Origin of the sequence: Candidatus Viadribacter manganicus, from assembly GCF_001679665.1 — a bacterium.
In the GTDB taxonomy this organism is placed as follows: Bacteria; Pseudomonadota; Alphaproteobacteria; order Caulobacterales; family Aquidulcibacteraceae; genus Vitreimonas; species Vitreimonas manganica.
Genome location: NZ_CP013244.1, coordinates 3,321,961 through 3,340,000 on the forward strand (window position 1 = coordinate 3,321,961; position 18,040 = coordinate 3,340,000).

Annotated in this window: 22 protein-coding genes (1 of these 22 cut by a window edge); 11 read left to right on the forward strand and 11 right to left on the reverse strand. The window is 61.8% G+C overall.

Features of this window, described 5'->3' with window-relative positions:
* Nucleotides 1–26 precede the first annotated feature (26 nt).
* On the reverse strand, nt 27–1,067 hold the full coding sequence (locus ATE48_RS17055) for an alcohol dehydrogenase catalytic domain-containing protein (protein WP_066773673.1): 1,041 nt from the start codon (nt 1,065–1,067) through the stop codon (nt 27–29).
* 38 nt (nt 1,068–1,105) lie between these two features.
* The gene (locus ATE48_RS17060; protein WP_156767834.1) at nt 1,106–1,348 is read right to left on the reverse strand and encodes a hypothetical protein; all 243 of its coding nucleotides are present in this window, start codon (nt 1,346–1,348) and stop codon (nt 1,106–1,108) included.
* Between the two features lie 92 nt (nt 1,349–1,440).
* Here ATE48_RS17060 and ATE48_RS17065 point away from each other — a divergent pair, with 92 nt between their 5' ends.
* The 3 genes from ATE48_RS17065 to ATE48_RS17075 are packed head-to-tail and all read left to right on the forward strand — an operon-like array spanning nt 1,441 to nt 3,561.
* On the forward strand, nt 1,441–2,058 hold the full coding sequence (locus ATE48_RS17065; protein WP_066773675.1) for a trimeric intracellular cation channel family protein: 618 nt from the start codon (nt 1,441–1,443) through the stop codon (nt 2,056–2,058).
* Entirely contained in the window at nt 2,039–2,941 is a 903-nt protein-coding gene (locus ATE48_RS17070) for a hydroxymethylglutaryl-CoA lyase (RefSeq protein WP_228126678.1), read from the forward strand. The genes ATE48_RS17065 and ATE48_RS17070 overlap by 20 nt, the downstream gene beginning before the upstream one ends.
* Complete coding sequence (locus ATE48_RS17075) at nt 2,938–3,561, forward strand: DUF998 domain-containing protein (protein ID WP_228126679.1); 624 nt, start codon at nt 2,938–2,940, stop codon at nt 3,559–3,561. The genes ATE48_RS17070 and ATE48_RS17075 overlap by 4 nt, the downstream gene beginning before the upstream one ends.
* A 31-nt stretch (nt 3,562–3,592) precedes the next feature.
* On the opposite strand, the gene ATE48_RS17080 is transcribed toward ATE48_RS17075, so the two are convergent.
* Together ATE48_RS17080 and ATE48_RS17085 are read right to left on the reverse strand one after the other, a co-directional pair.
* The gene (locus ATE48_RS17080; protein ID WP_066773681.1) at nt 3,593–4,303 is read right to left on the reverse strand and encodes a TorF family putative porin; all 711 of its coding nucleotides are present in this window, start codon (nt 4,301–4,303) and stop codon (nt 3,593–3,595) included.
* Between the two features lie 211 nt (nt 4,304–4,514).
* A complete protein-coding gene (locus ATE48_RS17085) occupies nt 4,515–5,237 on the reverse strand; it encodes a TorF family putative porin (protein ID WP_066773683.1) in 723 nt (240 codons plus the stop codon).
* 259 nt (nt 5,238–5,496) lie between these two features.
* On the opposite strand from ATE48_RS17085, the gene queF reads away from it, so the two are divergent.
* Nucleotides 5,497–5,949, forward strand: coding sequence for a preQ(1) synthase (gene queF, locus ATE48_RS17090; RefSeq protein ID WP_066773684.1), 453 nt, complete (start codon nt 5,497–5,499; stop codon nt 5,947–5,949).
* On the opposite strand, the gene ATE48_RS17095 is transcribed toward queF, so the two are convergent.
* Complete coding sequence (locus tag ATE48_RS17095) at nt 5,946–7,391, reverse strand: lipopolysaccharide biosynthesis protein (protein WP_066773686.1); 1,446 nt, start codon at nt 7,389–7,391, stop codon at nt 5,946–5,948. The two genes, queF and ATE48_RS17095, sit on opposite strands and share 4 nt — an antisense overlap.
* Before the next feature lie 158 nt (nt 7,392–7,549).
* On the opposite strand from ATE48_RS17095, the gene ATE48_RS17100 reads away from it, so the two are divergent.
* The gene (locus tag ATE48_RS17100) at nt 7,550–8,599 is read left to right on the forward strand and encodes an LpxL/LpxP family acyltransferase (protein WP_228126680.1); all 1,050 of its coding nucleotides are present in this window, start codon (nt 7,550–7,552) and stop codon (nt 8,597–8,599) included.
* Here the strand turns inward: ATE48_RS17100 and ATE48_RS17105 are convergent.
* Nucleotides 8,574–9,203, reverse strand: coding sequence for a nitroreductase family protein (locus ATE48_RS17105; protein ID WP_083197433.1), 630 nt, complete (start codon nt 9,201–9,203; stop codon nt 8,574–8,576). The two genes, ATE48_RS17100 and ATE48_RS17105, sit on opposite strands and share 26 nt — an antisense overlap.
* A gap of 45 nt (nt 9,204–9,248) precedes the next feature.
* On the opposite strand from ATE48_RS17105, the gene ATE48_RS17110 reads away from it, so the two are divergent.
* The 4 genes from ATE48_RS17110 to ATE48_RS17125 are packed head-to-tail and all read left to right on the forward strand — an operon-like array spanning nt 9,249 to nt 12,854.
* Nucleotides 9,249–9,857, forward strand: a complete 609-nt coding sequence (locus ATE48_RS17110; protein WP_066773690.1) for an NUDIX domain-containing protein — start codon at nt 9,249–9,251, stop codon at nt 9,855–9,857.
* A 4-nt stretch (nt 9,858–9,861) separates the two neighbouring features.
* Nucleotides 9,862–10,671, forward strand: a complete 810-nt coding sequence (gene cysE, locus ATE48_RS17115) for a serine O-acetyltransferase (RefSeq protein WP_066773692.1) — start codon at nt 9,862–9,864, stop codon at nt 10,669–10,671.
* A gap of 54 nt (nt 10,672–10,725) precedes the next feature.
* Nucleotides 10,726–11,181, forward strand: coding sequence for a thiol-disulfide oxidoreductase DCC family protein (locus ATE48_RS17120; protein WP_066773695.1), 456 nt, complete (start codon nt 10,726–10,728; stop codon nt 11,179–11,181).
* Entirely contained in the window at nt 11,178–12,854 is a 1,677-nt protein-coding gene (locus tag ATE48_RS17125; RefSeq protein ID WP_066773697.1) for an SDR family oxidoreductase, read from the forward strand. The genes ATE48_RS17120 and ATE48_RS17125 overlap by 4 nt, the downstream gene beginning before the upstream one ends.
* On the opposite strand, the gene hfaD is transcribed toward ATE48_RS17125, so the two are convergent.
* The 3 genes from hfaD to hfaA are packed head-to-tail and all read right to left on the reverse strand — an operon-like array spanning nt 12,836 to nt 15,407.
* Nucleotides 12,836–14,035, reverse strand: a complete 1,200-nt coding sequence (hfaD, locus tag ATE48_RS17130; protein ID WP_066773699.1) for a holdfast anchor protein HfaD — start codon at nt 14,033–14,035, stop codon at nt 12,836–12,838. The genes ATE48_RS17125 and hfaD overlap by 19 nt on opposite strands.
* Nucleotides 14,036–14,059: 24 nt before the next feature.
* On the reverse strand, nt 14,060–15,046 hold the full coding sequence (gene hfaB / locus ATE48_RS17135) for a holdfast anchoring protein HfaB (protein ID WP_066773701.1): 987 nt from the start codon (nt 15,044–15,046) through the stop codon (nt 14,060–14,062).
* A gap of 1 nt (nt 15,047) precedes the next feature.
* Nucleotides 15,048–15,407, reverse strand: a complete 360-nt coding sequence (hfaA, locus tag ATE48_RS17140) for a holdfast anchoring protein HfaA (protein ID WP_228126681.1) — start codon at nt 15,405–15,407, stop codon at nt 15,048–15,050.
* Nucleotides 15,408–15,562: 155 nt separating this feature from the next.
* Between hfaA and ATE48_RS17145 the strand changes: the two genes are divergently transcribed.
* Entirely contained in the window at nt 15,563–16,207 is a 645-nt protein-coding gene (locus tag ATE48_RS17145; protein ID WP_156767835.1) for a rhomboid family intramembrane serine protease, read from the forward strand.
* Here the strand turns inward: ATE48_RS17145 and ATE48_RS17150 are convergent.
* On the reverse strand, nt 16,193–16,774 hold the full coding sequence (locus tag ATE48_RS17150) for a GDYXXLXY domain-containing protein (RefSeq protein WP_066773707.1): 582 nt from the start codon (nt 16,772–16,774) through the stop codon (nt 16,193–16,195). The genes ATE48_RS17145 and ATE48_RS17150 overlap by 15 nt on opposite strands.
* Complete coding sequence (locus ATE48_RS17155) at nt 16,771–17,850, reverse strand: DUF2157 domain-containing protein (protein WP_066773708.1); 1,080 nt, start codon at nt 17,848–17,850, stop codon at nt 16,771–16,773. Before ATE48_RS17155 ends, ATE48_RS17150 begins: the two co-directional genes overlap by 4 nt.
* A gap of 114 nt (nt 17,851–17,964) precedes the next feature.
* Here ATE48_RS17155 and ATE48_RS19880 point away from each other — a divergent pair, with 114 nt between their 5' ends.
* A protein-coding gene (locus ATE48_RS19880) for a CBS domain-containing protein (RefSeq protein ID WP_066773710.1) crosses the window boundary here: on the forward strand, nt 17,965–18,040 show its beginning. 359 nt of this gene lie beyond the right edge of the window; the window shows 76 of its 435 coding nt (coding positions 1–76); the start codon lies at nt 17,965–17,967; the stop codon falls past the right edge of the window.

Genomic DNA, 18,040 nt, shown 5'->3' on the forward strand with positions numbered 1-18,040 from the left:
GCAAAACGCCTGGGCTCGTCCACCCGTCAGGGGCGTAGCAGAACGCGTCCGAGCACTTTTCCTGCGCGCAGATCGTCGATGGCGCTGTTGGCCTCTTCGAGCGGGCGCTCCTGCATCGGCGGTGCTGGCGCAGCGCCAGCACGCAGAAGCGTTATGAGTTCGCGCGCCTCGTCGAGTCGGCCGACATATGATCCTGTGATCGAGAAGGGCTTAAGCGGCAGCGACGCCAGCGGCAGGGCGACCTTGCCGCCGAATAGTCCAACGATGATGTATTTGCCACCGCGACGGAGCGCGGCTGTGCCGAAACCGAACGTTGCCGGCGCGCCGACGAAATCGATTGCGGCGATAGCTGGCCCGTGCCGCGACATGGCGCTCTGCCAGGCGTCGGCGTTGGGCTCGATGGCTTCAACCGCGCCATAGCGAAGCGCTGCTTCGCGTTTGGTTGCGTCGATGTCCGCGGCAATGATTGGGTTGGGTAACACGCTCTTTGCCAGCGCCATCGCCATCAGACCAACCCCGCCCATACCGAGCAACAAGATGGGCTGTTCTGGCGGCGGCGTTCCGATTTTCTTCAAAGCGGAATACGCGGTAAGGCCGGAGCACATGGCGAGTGCGCCCAACCCCGGTGTGAGATCGCCCAATGGGATCATCGCATCGGCAAACGGAACGTGGACGTATTCGGCCATGCCGCCCCATTGGGCGACGCCAAGTGAGCGGCGTGGCAGCGCGATGCAGAGTTGTTGATCGCCCGCGCGGCATGTGTCGCACGCGTTGCAGCCAAGCCAAGGATAAACGGCAACGCGCGTACCCACGGCGGGCCCATCAACGCCTTCGCCAAATTCTGCGACCTCGCCTTCGATTTCATGCCCCAACACTGCGGGCATATTCATCGCCACCGGCTGACGGACGTCGCCGAAATCGAAATAGCCATCGTGAATATGGAGATCGGAGTGGCATAGGCCCGCGCGCGTCACGCGCACTAAAGCTTCACCGGCGCCGGGTTTTTGAGGCGTTAGGTCCATCGGCGTCAAAGGCGCGCCGAATGCGGTCATGGCTTGTGCTTTCATGGTCGCCACTATCGGTCGGCCATGAGGCTTTGCAAGGCTTAAGCGGCTAGGCGGAAGGTGCGAGCGTCTTGCTGCGCAAGGCGCCCGTTCATGGCGAGGTATTGGATGGCGGCGTCCGGTGTAAGGATCAGCCTTCGTCCGCGGATGAACTCGGTGACGATCGCGCGCAATTCATCGGTGGAGGCGGAAGACCTCGCCCCGAGCTTTAAACGCACATGCTCGAATAGCGCCGCACCGGTGCGGCTGGTGATCGCGGGACCCAGGGATTCGGCGAAGAACATGTCGGCGCCTCCATACATGACGCCGCGCAGGGTGGACCGATTCAGCGCAAACGCGTCAGGGTGCGCGTGTGTTTGGTTCTGAGTCCCTCCCGATGCTGCCTCCGGCCCTCGATTATGCCGGCTTCACGGTTTTTGCTCTCACCGGCGCGCTGGCCGCAGCGCGCGACAAGCAGGACATCATCACGTTCTGGTTCTTTGCGGTCGTAACCGGTATCGGCGGCGGAACGTTGCGCGATCTGTTGATTGACGCGCCGGTGTTCTGGATCGACAACGCAACATATCTGGGGATCGGCCTGCTGGCGGCGGTGGTGGTGTGGCTTGCCGCGCCACGCATCGCACGGTTGAAAACACTGATTTGGCTCGATGCGGTTGGGTTGGCGGCTTACGCGGTGATCGGCGCTGCAAAGGCGCTTTCCTTTGGCGTAGGGCCGTTTGTGTCGGTCGCGATGGGCGTGCTGACGGCTTGCTTTGGCGGTGTCATCCGCGATGTACTGGCTGAACAGCCCTCCGCGCTCCTCAAGCGCGAAATCACCATGTCGGCCGCCCTGCTTTCTGCCGCTGGGTTCGTGGCCCTGCTTTATGCTGGGGTTCCACCGCTTTGGGCGGGGGTGGCCGGGGCGCTCGCGGGTTTTGGATTGCGCGCTGGCGCCATACATTATGGTTGGGCGCTGCCCGCGTTCGGAGATCGAAGTGGCGAAGGAAAAGCTTGAGCTTGTTGAAGTCAGCCCGCGAGACGGGTTGCAGAACGAGTCGGATATTGTCTCGACCGAAAACAAGCTTGCGCTGATCGATCACATATTAGCGGCAGGCTTTCGACGTTTGGAGGCGGGCAGCTTCGTCAATCCGAAGAAAGTTCCTCAGATGGCGGATGGCGACGCCATCTTCGCTGGCGTGCCTACGCGCGACGACGCAACGTTCATCGCGCTGGCGCTCAATCTGCGCGGCGTTGAGCGCGCGCTCGCGTCGGGCGCCAAGGAGATCAATTACGTCTTCTGTGCATCGGACAGTTTTTCCATCCGCAACAATGGCGGCAGCGTCGACGAGACCTTCAATGTCTGGCCGGATGTTGCCGCGACGGCGAAAGCTGGCGGCGCGCGGCTTTCGGCGACTGTATCGACGGCGTTCGGGTGCCCCTTCGATGGTGAAGTGCCGGTCGCGCGGGTGGTTGAGGTGGCGGAGCGTTGCTTTGCCGAAGGCATTTTTGAGTTGGCTCTAGCAGACACGATAGGTGTTGCCTCGCCAAGTGACGTGCACGCGCGCTTTCGTGCGGTGAAGGCATCGCTTCCTTCGCACGTTCAATTGCGCGCGCACTTCCACAACACGCGCAACACAGCCCTGGCGAACGCGGTTGCGGCGGTCGAAGAGGGCGTGCGCGTGCTCGATGGTTCGCTCGCTGGGATTGGCGGTTGCCCCTTTGCGCCGGGCGCCGCGGGCAACGTGCCGACTGAAGATTTGCTCTACATGTTCAACCGCATGGGCTTCGACACCGGCGTCGATCTTGATCGCGCCATCGAGGGCGCGACGTTCATTGGCGGCGTCCTGGGACGCAAGACGCCGGGTATGGTGAGCCGCGCGCCGAAATGGCCGGCATGAACGGCAAGCTCGCGATGATTACTGGCCTGCTAGGTGCGGCCTGGCTTGTGGCTATGGTGCTTATCGGCGGCGCGTCGTTCGACGGATACGATCATGTCGCGCAATACATTTCAGAACTTGGCGCGAACGGCGCTCCTTATGGCTGGCACGTGAGCTGGATGGGGTTCTTGCCTATTGGCGTTTTGATCTGCGCGTTTGCGTATTTCGCTTGGCGCGCGGCGCCGAGGTCGGTTCTGGCGACGTTGGGGTTTGTAGGCGTCTTTCTGTTTTCGATCGGCTATGTCGGCTCGGCATTCTTCCCGTGCGACTATGGCTGTCGGCCCGATAATCCGAGCTTTTCGCAAGTGATGCATGAACTCGTCGGCTTAGCTGGCTATTTGCTCGCACCGTTGACGCTGATTGTGTTGGGATTGGCTGCTTGGAAGTGGCCTGGCGCAGCCTGGCTCGCGGTCGTTGCATTCATCGCCGCTGTCGGTGCGCTTGTTGGTCTTGGCGGCATTATGGATGCAGCATCGCCGCAAGTTGGGCTCTACCAGCGTGCGCTGGAAGCCAGCGTTCTCGGTTGGATCGTCTCGTGTTCGCTTTATCTTGGGCTCAAAAACAAAACGGCCGCTCAATAGAGCGGCCGTTCCGATTTGATGAGCGCGAAGCTTAGAGTTCGCGGCCGATCGTGACGACAAACGCGCTGTCGTGGCTGGAGTCGCCGTAAGCATAGTTGGCGATGTCCGTGCCTTCGTCGATGTCGGTGTCGTGGTAACGCAGGTCGACTTGGAAGCCGTGCATCGCCCAAGCGGCGCCGACATTCCAGGTGTTGTAATCATCTTCCGTGCCCGGGCCGGCCGGCTCTTCAACGCTTTGGTTGCCGTAGGCGCCGTTGATCGTGAAGGCTTGATTGACCTGATAGGCAGCGTTCACTTCGAGATAGAGCGCATCGCCCGTGTCGCCGAAGTTTTCCGGCGCGTAGTAGGCGGCGAGACCAGCGTTGAACTGCTCGGTGAAGTCGTGGCCGGCGGCGCCCTTCAATTCATAATAGTCGAACTCGGCGCCGTCATCGTCTGCGCCCGGGTAGAAATAGCCGATGACGCCGAGGTCCCAATCGATCGGGCCCGTCGACGGCGTGAAGCCAGCATAGACGTCCATTTCGACGCCTTCGGTGACGTTCGAGCCCCAAACGCCTGCGTACCAAGCGTCAGCAACGTAGTCGAAGCCGCCCTGGATCGCTGGGCCGTTGTCGGCGAGCGAGATGCCGCGGAAAACGTAGTCGCTCGTAAATGAAATGTTTGCGGAAACGGTGCCTTCGGCGCTGGCAACACCCGCGCCCGCAGCCGTCGCCAACAAGGCGAGACCAATGACCTTCTTCATAGTCAGATTCCTTCGTGACTGCGCGGCGTGCCCGCGTGCGTTGGAAAATGGATTGGTAACGTAAACGACTGGTTAAGCAGTATGACGACTTCGGATAGATTCGATGAGGTATCCTGGAGTGTTGCGTGCACGCCACAACGCAGAGCGGCGCCGCGCACAAAGCACGCCGCCGCTCCACGAATGGATCATTACACTTCGAGAGAGCGAAAGGTCAGAAGGTGACCTTCAGCGTGCCGATCAAGCGATCGCCTGCATAGCCGAATGCATATGCGTCATCGTCAGTGTCGATGTAGCGCGCATCAATCAGCAGATTTTCAATGATCGGATAGCTCACGCCGACGTTCCAGGTCGTGTAGCTATCGATTGTGTAGTCGTCGACTTCGGCTGCGCCGATGGCGCCGCTGAGTGTGGCGTTGTTTGAGAACGTGTAGGCGGCGTTGGCTTCATAGTAGAAGCCGCCATTGTCGTCGGATCCATCAAAGTCGCCGCTGAAGTTCGGCGTCCAATATACGGCGGCGCCCCAGGTGGCGCCGCCGGTGGCGATCGAGGCCGCGCCTTTGAGTTCGTAGGTGCTGAGTTCGGACTCGTCTCCCAAGTCGCTGTCGGTGTAGCCGTAGTAGATGAGGCCGAGATCGAACGTGACCGGGCCCACGACAGGCTTCCATCCCGCATAGAGGTCATATTCAATGAATTGCGCGGGGTTGGGACCAGTGTTGCTGATCCATGCGCCAGCATAGAATGAGCCGCTCGTTGCATCGACGCCGCCGAACGCTTGGCCCTCGTCATAGTACCCGGTTTGGTCGATGCCGCGGAAAATATAGTCCGTCGCGATCCCGACGTTAAATGAGACGTCAGTCTCGGCTTGGGCTGTGCCGCCAGCCATGATCGCGCCGGCCGCAGCGGCCAGCCCCAACAGTTTTGCACCCTTGATCATTTGTCTTCCCCGCTTGCTTCGTTTGCACGGACCCACCGAGTCTGTGGGCCTCAAAAGATGCTTTCGAACGAGAAGAGAGCGGCAAAGACGGCACGACCGCTTCGGGCGCCACTATCGATGAGGTCGCCTAATTTGGCGGCGCACTTATCCCGGTTTGACGTGATTTCAGGCGAAACGTCGTGCGCGATTGCTGTGACATTCCTGCCGAAGCGCGGTGTGAAGACTTGTGGTCACGCCCTTGCGCAGGGTAGGCGGAGGCATGAGCGAAGGTCTCACTCAACTCGGCCAAGCGGCGTCTATTCCAACGAGCCCCGATCAGGCGCGGCTTGAACGCGCGCCGAACCCGCATCCGGGCACACTTTATCTTGCGCGGTTCACCGCGCCTGAATTCACATCGATCTGCCCTGTTACCGGCCAACCGGACTTTGGCGTCCTGGTGCTCGACTATGCGCCGCAAGACTGGATCGCTGAATCCAAGAGCTTGAAGTTGTTCCTGCAGAGTTTCCGCAATCACGGCGCGTTCCACGAGGATTGCACTCTGCATGTCGCCAAGCGGGTGATCGAAGCGATAAGTCCGACATGGCTGCGTATCGGCGGCTACTGGAATCCGCGTGGCGGGATGCCGATCGACGTCTTCTGGCAAACCGGCGCGCCGCCAGAAGGCTTGTGGCTGCCCGATCAGGGCGTGGCGACGTATCGCTCGCGCGGCTAAGCTGCGGCGCCTGGAGAAAGCATGGCGCGAACGTTCCGCAACTGGCCCATGATCTCTCGACGCTGAAAGAGCAGTAGTGCGCAGTAGGCAACCAGCGTCTCCACGATCACGATGCCGAGTTCGGTCCAGAGGCCTACATCGATCGTGCGCATCAGCGTGCGGTGACCGATGAAGAGCGCGATCGCCACCAACGTTGGCGGGCCGAGCACGCGCATGAAGTCCATCGGTGAGCACTCGATGGGGCGTAAATAAAGGTGCAGTAGGCGTGGCAGGTAAAGCAGGGTTGTCACTGTGCAACCCAGAGCGACGCCATGAATGCCAAAGGGCGCGGTCGCGAGCGCCGAGATCGTCCACAGCACCGCGTATTCGACCGTTAGGCGCAAGCGCGCGCCGGTGCGGCCGATCGCCTGAAGCAAGGATCCGTTGATCGCGACGACAGTTTGAATGGCGGCCGCGCCCGCGAGCAGCGTGAAAATCTCGCCCGATGCTTGCCAGCGCTCGGAGAGGAGGAGCGTGAAGAAGGCATGGCTCGCCGCTGCCACCGCTGCGACCGCCGGGAAGACGAGAACTGCTTGCGCCATGGTCGTGAAGAGCACGAGCTCGCGGAGCGCTTTGTTGTCGTCTCGCAGCGTGACGAAACGGGGATAGACGACGCTATGCAGTGATCCGCCGAGGATACTGACCGGCAGCTGCATGATGCGGACTGCGATGTTGTAAAGGCCGAGTGTTGCGGCGCCGAGAAACTTGCCGACGATAAGCGTATCCGCCTGGCGGTTGACGAACATGGTCATCGACCATGCCGCTGTATCCAGCATGAAACGCAGGTGCTCCTTGAGTTTTTCAAGATTGAGCACCAGGCGCGGGTAGAGCCGGCTCGCAAGTTGGACGACGATGCCTTTTACGATGCGTTGTGTGAGATGCTGCCAGACCAGCGCCCAGGCGCCGCCGCCCTTGAAGGCGACGACGAGCGCAACAACGATCCCCGCCATGGCGGCAGCGAACTCAGCGCCCGCGAGCCACTGGAACTTTTCTTTTTGCAGCAGTGCCGCCGCTGGGATTTCCGCGATGCCCATCAGAAGCGGCGCGAGCGCGAGCGTCATCATGATGGGCGCGAGTCGTGGCTCGTTGAAGAACGTCGCCGCAGGCCATGACAGCAGAAAGAAGATGCCCGACAGCGCCAGCATCAACAGTACGCTGGCCCAGAAGGCGCTGGACCAAGCTTCGGTGTCCTTTGCGTCGACGCGCACCAGCGAGCGGCCAAGGCCAGCGTCGCCGATCATCGTGAAGAACATAACCATGGAGAGCGCGAGTGCGGCGAGGCCGAAATCTTCCGGCGTGAGCATGCGTGCAAGGAACGGGATCGCGACGAAACTCGATGCTAACTGGAAGATGCGCGCGGCCGAAAGGGTCGCAACGCCAAAGGCGATCCTCTTAAGGGCCACTGGTTAACTCCGAGCGCTCGCGCCGCCACGGATCGAGCAGGCGTTCATATGCAAAGGATTTGCCGCAACGGCTACTACTAACAGCGGTCGCCATGGCGCGCTTGTTGCTTCAAAGAACTTCTTTCGAAGGCTCAAATATGCTGGATGGATTACGTTCAGTGAGACGTGAGGCGCTGCACAATTGCCGCGGCGGCCTGACGCAAGTCATGGAGGCGTTCCGGGCTGTTCTCTTTGCGTGTCTTGGCTGGGCGGGGCGGCATCTGCCCCGGTCGTGGGGGGCTGGGCTTGCGGACACCGTTCAATCGCTGCTGATCGTTTCGCCGTTGGGTATGCGCGCCCAGCAGGTTATGCGCTCGACGTTCCCCGCGCAGCGAAAAGAGGCGCGCGCTATCGCCGCCAAATGGATCGGCCGGCCCTTCCATGACCACCTGATCGCGGCAAGGATCGCTTCAAAGCGCGAAGATACGAGTGACTGGACAGTCGAGATGCGCGGCGCGCCAGCGCTGCTCGATGATCCAAATCAGTCATTTATCATTGCAACAGGGCACTTTTCGCGCGGCGCGATGACGGCGCTCTATATGCCGCAAGTCATCTCTCGCAGGCTGGCGACTGTCGTCGCGCCGATGACGAAGATCAAATCGGCGCTGGGGCTCCGCATTCGCATCCAAATGCGAGAGATGCGTAGCGGAATCGAAGTTGTCCGCAACGGCGAGGTTGATATCGCCGATGTGGAGGGGAAGTCGTTCCTCGTGAGGCTGCTGCACCACCTTCGCGATCCGGGCGGCGCTGTGATCATCGCAACGGACGCCGCTTGGGGCTCGCATCACGCCGGCGGATATACCCGGCCATTCGCAGGTTTCGCCTCGCAAACGTTCGCAACCGGCACAGCGCGCTTGGCGCGGCTCAGCCAACGCCCCATCGTGGCCTGTGTGCCATTCTTGGACGGCGATCGGCGCGTGGTCGTGCATTGGAGCCCCGTCATTCCGGCGCCCGCCCGCAATGACAGTGAGGCCGACGTCCGCATCACGAACGAGATTTTGGACTGGATCGAACGCCGGATAGGCGAGCGGCCGGACCAATATGTGCTCGCATTCGGCCAGGGTCGCTATTGGAGCCCCGTGGCACAATGCTGGATCGACGCGAATGAAACTCGTCCGTCGTCCAAAGCGGCGTCGCGTACGCTTAGTACCGTGAAATCCGTGCACTGACGTCGGCACGCACGCGCTCGGCAGCGCCCTTTGTCGGCGTCCCGAGATAAACAAATCCTGCAACGCGCTCTTGACTGGCAAGCCCGAGTGCAGTGCGTGCACGTTCGTCAAACGTGGGCCATTCGGTCAGCCAGCTTCCGGCAAAGCCAAGCGCGTGCGCGGCCAAGATCAAGTTGAAGCACACAGCGCCTGCTGACAGAATCTGCTCCCACTCGGGCACCTTCGGACTAGGACGCGGTGACGACACCACCATCACGCATGTCGGTGCGCGATTGAACCAACCCCGCACGAAGTCGCGGCGTGCATCGTCGACGCCTTCATCGTTGCGGATTACCTGCTCTAGGGCGGCGCTGGCGCGATCCCGGGCTTCACCATCGATGACGACGAACCGCCATGGTCCCAGCTTGCCGTGGTCAGGGACGCGCGCGGCGAGCTTGATCAGGGCATCGAGCTCTTCCGCATTTGGGCCCGGCGCCGCCAGATGCATGAGCTTGGTCGAGCGTCGCCGTGCAAGCAGAGCCAGCGTATCGGGGCTCTCATGGAATGCGTTCGCAGGCTCATTCTCGTGAGGCGCGGAGGGTATCGCAGAAAGCGGAAGGGGCATGTCGTCTCCGTGGCGCAAGCGCGCGCCCAAGGCTAGACAGATAGGATGAGCGAGACCTGGGATGAAGACGGCGATCCATGGATCGTCAAGGGCGTGACACGAGCCTTCGAGAACGATTGGTTCGGGATTGATGCGCACGATGTGATCCGCCCTGATGGGCGGCCCGGCCAATACGGCGTCATACGTGTGCGCCGTCTGGCGGTGGGCGTGCTGCCGATTGAGGCGGATGGCCGCGTCCACATGGTCGGGCAATGGCGGTTTCCGCTCGGGCGCTATTCGTGGGAAATGCCAGAAGGGGGTGGCGAGCCCGGCGAGGATGCTCACGATTGCGCAATCCGCGAACTTGCCGAAGAGACTGGAGTGCGCGCGCAGACATTGCTCAAGGTGTTGGAGATGGACCTCTCCAATTCCCTCACCGATGAAAAGGCGGTGATCTTTATCGCGACAGATCTTGCACCCGGCGATGCCGAACCCGAGGCGACGGAGGTGCTAAGGCACCGCACGGCGCACTTCCGAGATGTGTTGGCGCGGGTCGCAGACGGGCGCATTCGAGATTCGCTTACGGTTGCCGCAGTGCTCCGCGCCCACCACATGGCGGTGACGGGGCAATTGCCGCCGCTGCTGGCGGAGGAGATGCTGCGGCAGGGAGACTAGCGCTATGGCCGAGCCACGAGTGTTTGAAGCGTCCGGAGGAGTTTGGGCGCAGCTGCGGGTGGAAGCCATGCAGGCAGCGGCCGAGGAGCCCTTGCTCGCCTCCTATCTGCACGCTTCCATCCTGCATCACGAGCGCATCGAAGACGCGCTTTCCTATCATTTGGCGCAGAAGCTTGGTCACGGCGACTTGCCGGCTCTGCAGCTGCGCGAAGTGATCCGTGAGGCCTATAATGCAGAGCCATTTCTTGCCGCGCAAGCGACGCGCGACATGCGCGTGGTGAGAGAGCGCGACCCGGCGTGCCGGACGTATCTGCAGCCCTTCCTCTATTTCAAAGGCTATGGCGGGCTTCAGTCGTATCGGATTGCGAACTGGCTCTGGCGCCAGGAGCGCGAGATTCTTGCGTATCACCTTCAAAGTCGTGTCTCTGAATTGTTCGCGGTTGACATCCATCCGGCGGCGACGATTGGCGCCGGTGTTTTCATCGACCACGCGCATGGCATCGTCATCGGTGAAACGGCGATCGTGGAAGATGACGTCTCGATGCTCCATTCTGTGACGCTCGGCGGCACAGGCAAAGAAGGCGGCGATCGACACCCGAAGATTCGCCGCGGCGTGATGATTGGCGCTGGCGCGAAGGTGCTTGGCAATATTGAGGTTGGCGAGGATGCGCGGATCGCGGCCGGTTCGGTCGTACTGGAAAACGTGGCCCCGCGCTGCACCGTCGCGGGCGTGCCGGCCCGGCCGATCGGTGGGCCTTGTTGCGAAGGCGTGAAGCCGGCAGAAATTATGAACCAGCGCCTCGAAGGCGAGTAAGCGCGCGGCGCTGTGTCCCGTTCCGCCGTGGGCTGACGCGCGTACGATCCAGCCGTGACTCGCCCAGCGCTTTATGCCTATCGGCGCGATGCCGCCGTTCCAGCGTTTGACGACGCGCTGCCGATTATCATTTTCGACGGCAAGTGCGTGCTTTGCTCACATTTTGCGGCGTTCGTTCTTGATCATGATAACCATGGGCGGTTTCGATTGCTTGCCGCGCAGACGCCTCTGGGGGAGGCGATCTATCGCCATTTCGGTTTGCAGTTCGGCAACTTTGATACCTACGTGCTTTTGGAGGATGGCGGCGTCCGCGTGAAATCTGACGCGGCGCTGCGAATATTCACGCGGCTCAGCTTTCCTTGGTCGCTGTTGGCTGCTGGATACGCGATGCCTCGGCCATGGCGCGATGCGTTCTATGATTTTGTCGCGCGCAATCGGGTCCGTTGGTTTGGAGTTCGCGAAACTTGCTTTGTCCCCAGTGCGGCTGACGCGGGGCGCTTTGTTCAATGAAGCTGCTCATCGTTGGCGGATACGGGACGTTTGGTGGTCGCATTGTCGACTTGTTGGGCTGCGAGCCGAGGCTCACGCTCATTGTGGCTGGGCGCTCACTTTCGTTGGCGGAGGCGTTCTGCGTCCGCCGTTCCAGAGCTGCCGCGAGTTTGACTGCCGCCCAGTTTGACCGCGATGGAGATTTGGCTACGCAGTTACTCGCGCTTCAGCCGGACGTGGTCATCGACGCGAGTGGCCCGTTTCAGACATACGGCGATGGCGCCTATAAGCTCATCGAAGCCTGCATTACGGCGCGCGTACATTATCTCGATTTGGCGGATGGCTCAGCATTCGTCGATGGCGTTAGCGCTTACGACGTGGCTGCGCGTCAGGCGGGCGTCTATGTCCTTTCGGGCGTCTCCAGCTTTCCGGTTCTGACGGCTGCTGTAGTTCGCCGCCTCGCGGCGACTATGACGCGCGTGGATGAGATCAGCGGCGGCATTGCGCCATCGCCGTACGCTGGCGTCGGCGCCAACGTCATTCGCGCGATCGCGAGCTATGCCGGCCAGCCGGTCGCGTATCTTGGACGTACAGCGAAGATCATCGGCAGGCCATTCACCCAACAGCGTCGTTACACGATCGCGCCTCCCGGTCGCGCGCCACTGCGCAGTACGATGTTCTCGCTCATCGACGTGCCGGATCTGCGCGCGTTGTCGAAGCTCTGGCCGCAGGCGCGGCGCGTATGGATGGGCGCAGGGCCCGTGCCCGAAATCTTGCACCGTGTCCTGATTTTCTGCGCGTGGATGGTGGAGCTGGGCGTCATCCGCACGCTCAGCCCGCTCGCGCCGCTGATGCATTGGGCCACCAATCGCCTGCGCTGGGGTGAACATCGCGGCGGCATGTATGTCGAGGTGAGAGGCGCCAGCGCTGCCGGTGTCGTGGAGACGCGCTCTTGGCATTTGCTCGCGGAGGGCAGTGATGGACCGCTCATTCCCTCCATGGCGGTTCAGGCGATTGTCCTGCAGCATCTTGCCGGTGATGCGCCCGAGGCAGGCGCGCGGGCTTGTGTCGACGATGTCGAGCTTGAAGAGTACGAGCGACTATTTGCCTCTCGAACGATCTACACCGGCGTTCGCATGCAGCCGCGCGCGGGCGCGTTGCTTTATGAGCGCATTGTTGGCGATGCGTGGCAGTCGCTGCCGGAGATCGTGCGCATGATGCACGATGGCGCCGCGAGCGCGGAGGGGCGCGCGCGGGTTGATCGCGGCGGCTCGCCTTTGGCGCTACTTGCCGGTGCGATGATGAGTTTTCCGCCCGCGAGTATCGATGTTCCCGTCCGCGTGAGGTTCGAACAGACGTCTCGAGGCGAAGTTTGGCGACGCAGCTTCGGGCGTCATTCGTTCCATAGTCACCAGTATGAGGGGCGCGGAAGGTCCGAGCGGCTGATCATCGAACGGTTCGGTGTGTTGGAATTCGCCATGGCGCTCGTCGTCGATGGCGATCACGTCCGCCTGGTGACACGCCGATGGAGCGCGTTTGGCGTGCCGTTGCCACTGTGGCTCGCGCCGCGTTCAAATGTACATGAAACCGCGGAAAACGGCGTGTTTTGCTTCTTTGTGGAAATTTCGCATCCGCTTACGGGTCTGATCGTTCGCTATAGCGGCTGGCTGAAGCCTCAGCCGCCCGGCGTATAAGCCTGATACGTCGCAGCGTTGCCGATTGCGGTGGAGGTCGCGCCGACGGTGGTCGCGCCGGTGGTGCGGATCACAGACGATGAATAGACATTGCCGTCGTTGGCCTGACTGCTCGACGCAGTCAGGCTGGGAACGCTCATGTCGCAACTTGTGCAGACCGACCCGCTTATGCTGTTGCCGTAGGCAGCCGAGGACGCGAGCGACATACCGCCGCCGTCACCCGCCAGAGCCGCATTGGCATAGACATCGCCACCGTTCGACTGCGCAACATCCAGGACCGTGTCAGAGCCGACATTGGCGACAGTTGCTTGGTTGCCGACGCCATAGGCGCCCGCGGACGCAAAGCCGATGAAGTCGCCGCCGAGCGTGACGTAAGAATCCGCGGAAACGCTCGCGGTAGCGTTCTGTTCGATAGCGGCGTTCACGTAGCCCCATTGATTGTCGATGGTGACTGAGTTGGCGTTGGCGGTCGCGTTGCCGGAAGCATTGGTTGCGTAGCCCACATAGAGATCGGATCGCGCGCTGACGCTCGCGCCCGTCGCATCTTGACGCGTAGCGGTCAGCACGGTTGCGGTTTCGCCGCCGACCGAAAGATTGTTTGCGCTCGCGACTGCGCCGGAGACGGCTTGGTCTTCGACGATGCCGGCATCCATTTCGGCCGAGGCACTGACAGAGCCAGTGCTCGATTGATCCGTTAGGACCAGGATCTCGGCGTTTTGCGCAGACACAGCAGCGGTGTTGTTGCTGGCGGAGGCTGATGTGGCGGCGTTATAGGCATATCCGCTGCGCAGGTAGGTGCTGGCGGTCGCGTCGTTGTGACCGATCTGCGCGGTGTTTATCGTGCTCGCGCCGTTGGTAACCGTCGCGGTCGCGCCGTTGCTGACGGCGGCTGTCGTGATTGCGACATTGCCGGTCGCGGTCCAAACGGTTGCGTCCGCTTCCGCACTGGTTGCGCCGTCCATGTGCTGGGTGCTGTCGAGTTCGGTGTCGCTGCCGTCCTCGTTCGCCGTCACGACGTTGCCGCTTGCGACAGCCGTGGCGCCGGCGTCATTTGCCCAGCCCGCCTCGACATTCGTCACTGCGGTGGCGTCGCCGGATTGGTATTGATTGTTTGACTGCGCGTAGGCTGCAGGGGCGCCAACGAGCGCTGTGCTGAGCAGCAGAGAGAGTGCAGCGCGCATAGGCGGGCTCCGTTCGCGGCGCTCTTACGAGCGGCCGCGCAGACCGGTGAAGTTGTCGTCGCGGCGGGCGTTCCAGGTGTCAGGGCTCGTGCGCGCTTGTTCGATCGCAGCCGTTGCCGGGCTCTGCGTCGAGTTGGCGGTTTGCACAGCGCCCGGCCCCATCGGATCACCTTCAGCTTGGATGGCGGCCGCGCAGACGGCGCTGTCGCGCACGTTGTAGAAGCGGCTCATCACTTCGACGACCGCGCGTTCGACACCTGCGCGAACAGCCAGTTGCACCGGCTCAAGCGCGCGCTCGCCTGCGGCGATGTCGATAATTGTGTCATCGAAGAAGGAAAAGACGCCTGCGCGCAGTTCACGACCGATGATCTGCTTTTGGTAGGAGATGACATCGACGACTTCGAGCGTCCGTGTGTCGATCAGGCGGAAGTCGAGCGCGATATTCATCACGTAGAGGCGGCCGCCAAGATTGCCGACGCCGTCGCGCGCATCGGTGTGGCCGCCTTGTGCGTCAACGCCCATGGAACGGATGTTGTAGTTGAGCTCGGTAATGCCGCCGACGAAGTAATAGTCGGAGCCGGGCATTTGACCGGCGTAGATGCGACGGACGTTCTCGTCGCCTTCTTGGCCGATCAGGCGGTTATTGGCGTAGCGCAGTTCGAGTTCAGTGACGGAGGTGTCGAAGCGCTCAACGAGACGCGCGCCGGCCTTGTTGAACGCCGACATCGCCATCAGCGACGCGCCTTGTGTGATGCGGCGCCCGCCTTCTTCTGAAACCGAGCCGGTGTAGTCGAGGATGCGGCCGACGGCGATGCGTGGCGCTGCGACGTTGTTGCCGCGGGCATACGCGTTCAAGCAATCAAGGGCCGGTGTGTAGGCAGTGGGGTTCGCGGTGACGGGCGCGTCGCCGATCGGCAACGCGTACATGCCATCGTTGCCCGAATGAGGCGTGACGCACGCGGTGAGAGCTGTCGTGGCCGCCAGAACGGCAAGGGTCTTGAGCGCGCGCATCTTATTCGTCTCCGACGACGGCGGTGATGTCGCCGTTATTGATCTGAGTAGAGTCCACGATCACCGTGTTGTAGTTGCCCTGGGTGATCACGTTGAGCTGGTTGCCGATGGCGCTTGAAGCGCCGATGCCGGTGGCGAAAGAATCTTGAAGGCCGCCTGACAGCGAGCCTTCGATTTCCATGCGGCCATTTACGATCACGCGATTGGCGTTCTCATCGCGCGTGGCGGGATTGATAGGCGTGTCGAAGGAGTCGTAGCCCATGCCGTAGCCACGCGAGAAATCGCCGGCGCTGCCCGGAATTGGGTCCGCATTGGCCGTGGTCGCAACGGCGAGGGCGCCGAGTATGATGAACGCACGCACGTGATGTGCTCCGCTAAAATTCGTCTGCGAAGCGAGAAAGCAACGGGCGTGCCACGCGCCAAGTGAGCGCTTTTCAGGCGAATTCGCCGCTGGCGCGCCGAACGGCGCATCGCCATATCGAGCGGTGCGTCCCGGAACGGCGCGAGGAGTTGAGTTTGAACGATACATCCCGGCCGCCGACGCCGATCGCCGTATGGTTACTGACTGGTTTCACTGTGGCTGCGTATGCGGCGTTCACGTTGGCGCCGGTCGGTGCGCAAAACGCGGTGGATTACGCGTTCGCGTTAATTCCCGAGCGATTCCACGCTGGCAGCGAGTATCGGTTCGAGCATTGGTACGAAACGTTTGGCCCGATATTCGGTCATGCCTTCTTGCACACCGGGTGGATGCATTTGGCCGTGAACGCATTCTTTCTATTCGGCGCCTCGCGATTGCCGGCTTTGCGTCTCGGCGCTGTTCGTTACCTCGTCGTTTATTTCTGGGCTGTGGCGGTTAGCGCGCTCACCTTCCTTGCGCTCAATTGGAACGAGCAATCCAGCGCCGTTGGCGCATCTGGTGGAGTGTGCGGAATGATTACCGCGTTCTTTCTTTCGTTGCGTCCCACCTGGCGTGAAGCGTTGGCCGATCCGCGTGTGCGCGGCCCACTTGCTGTGTTGTTCTTTCTAAACGTCGTGGTGCTCGGCGTGCTGGCCGAAGCCGGTATCGTTCAGATTTCGTGGGAAGGGCACCTGGGCGGTTTTATTGGCGGCGGCGTTGCTTACACGCTGCTGCAGCGGCCCGCGCCGTTAAAGCCAGCTTAACTCAAACCTCTCGCCGTCGATCAGCAGTGCGCGCAGACGCGCGCGGCCATCGTGGCCGACCGAGAGAATTGCGAAGGCGCGTGTCTCTTCGCCAGCGCGCTGTTCGCGCAGAACCATCTCAATACGTTCGGCGTCGCCTTGATTGATGTGAAAGCGATCGACGCCGAGGTCGAGCGCCAGCCAGCCTGGCATCGCCTCGATACCAGGCTGTGCTGGTGTTGGCGCAGAACAGCTAAACGTGCCTTTCACGGCTAGCGGCCCGAGGCGCTCCGCTTGCTCGCGAGAGAGGGCGCCGCCGGCGGCGACGTAGACATTGGCTTCCGGGCGAAGCGCCACCCACTGCCAATCGCCGCTCTCGGGACAGACTTCACTAGGCTCAAGGCGATCTGTGAAACTCAGCTGAACGAAGTGTCCGCTAAGAAGTGCGCGCGGATCCACAGCAGCCATTGGCAGCGTAATTTCTTGACCATTCTCGCGCGCGATCCCTTCACTGATCACAAGTCCAATAAGCGCAGCGGCGCAGAGGCTTGCTACAGCGACAATGCGATGTGTAGCGGCGATCTTCATGGCGCGCTCTTGCGGTTGCGTAGCATTAAACCAGCGACGAGCGCCGCGACGGAGCAGATGAGGAAGATGCCGGCGGCCGCCAAAAGGTCGAGCCCGAGATCGCTCAGCAGCGCGCAGATCGCGATGATGAAGCTCAGTACGCCAATTGTCGTGACGAGCGCCTGACGATCCGCACGTCCAAGTGCGAGCACGCCGCCAGAGCCAGCGAGCCACACGATCCTATGTGCGATCCCGCCGTTACCGCTCTGATCACCGAACCATGGCAAGTAGCCGGCGATCGCGAAAAAGAGCAGCGCGCCCAGTGTGAACCAGCCGTAGAAGATGCCGGCGAATGGGCGGTCCTGCCCGTGAAACCAACGCGCGCCAAGCGCCATTGCGCCCATGCCAATTGAGATAAACAAAAACACGCCAGCTTCGGCTTCAGTCTTCGCAGCGAACCAACCAAAGCAATAGATGATGGCCGCTGCTGCAGCGTGCGCGAGTGCGGCTGAGCCCCAGCGCAGGGCGAGATACGCGCTTAGAGGCGCGGCGGCCAGCATCAATGGCGTTTCGGAGTCGGAACCCGAAAACCAGGATCGATCTGTGAAATCACCGAGTGCAATGAAGATGAGGCCCGCTAGTGCGGCCCCTGTGGATCTGCCTGCGGCCGCAAGCGCGAACGCCGCGACGCCTGCGCTGTAAGCCGCGCTTCGTGGATCGCCGGCGATGTCGAATATCTGCCCCGTAAGGCCGATCGACGCCGCAAAATCAAGCGAAGCAATCGTCAGTAGCATATTTGAAAGCGTAGGCCGCCCATTGTGCGTAGCCCACGCCGCGCCGCTGGCAAGGCCCAAGAATGCCACCAACAAGATGGCGAACCGCACGAGTTTCGGCGTCACATCCCAGTTTGCCGCCACGAACGCGATGATCGCTATGCCGAGCAAGATGCCGCCAACCCAAGCAAGCGCGGTGGCTGCATCCATTCGGCGCGAGTCTGGGATGGCTGCGAGAATGTCGTTGCGCTTATCGGCGCTGACGAACCCCTCGGCGATCCAGCGATCGAGGTCTTGCTTTACGCGATCCTTATACGAGGTCATCGGGTTTAGCTTAACGCGCAGCAAGGGAGCGTCAAAGCGAGTGTTCTCGCTTGAAGCGCGGGCGGGTGAGGCGCAAGCTCGTGAAATAGAGGTGGGTCCAGGGAGGAAACGCCCATGCTGATTGCCCAGATCATCCGTGATAAAGGCGCTATCGTGCATACGCTCGCCGCCAACGCGACGCTTGAAGATG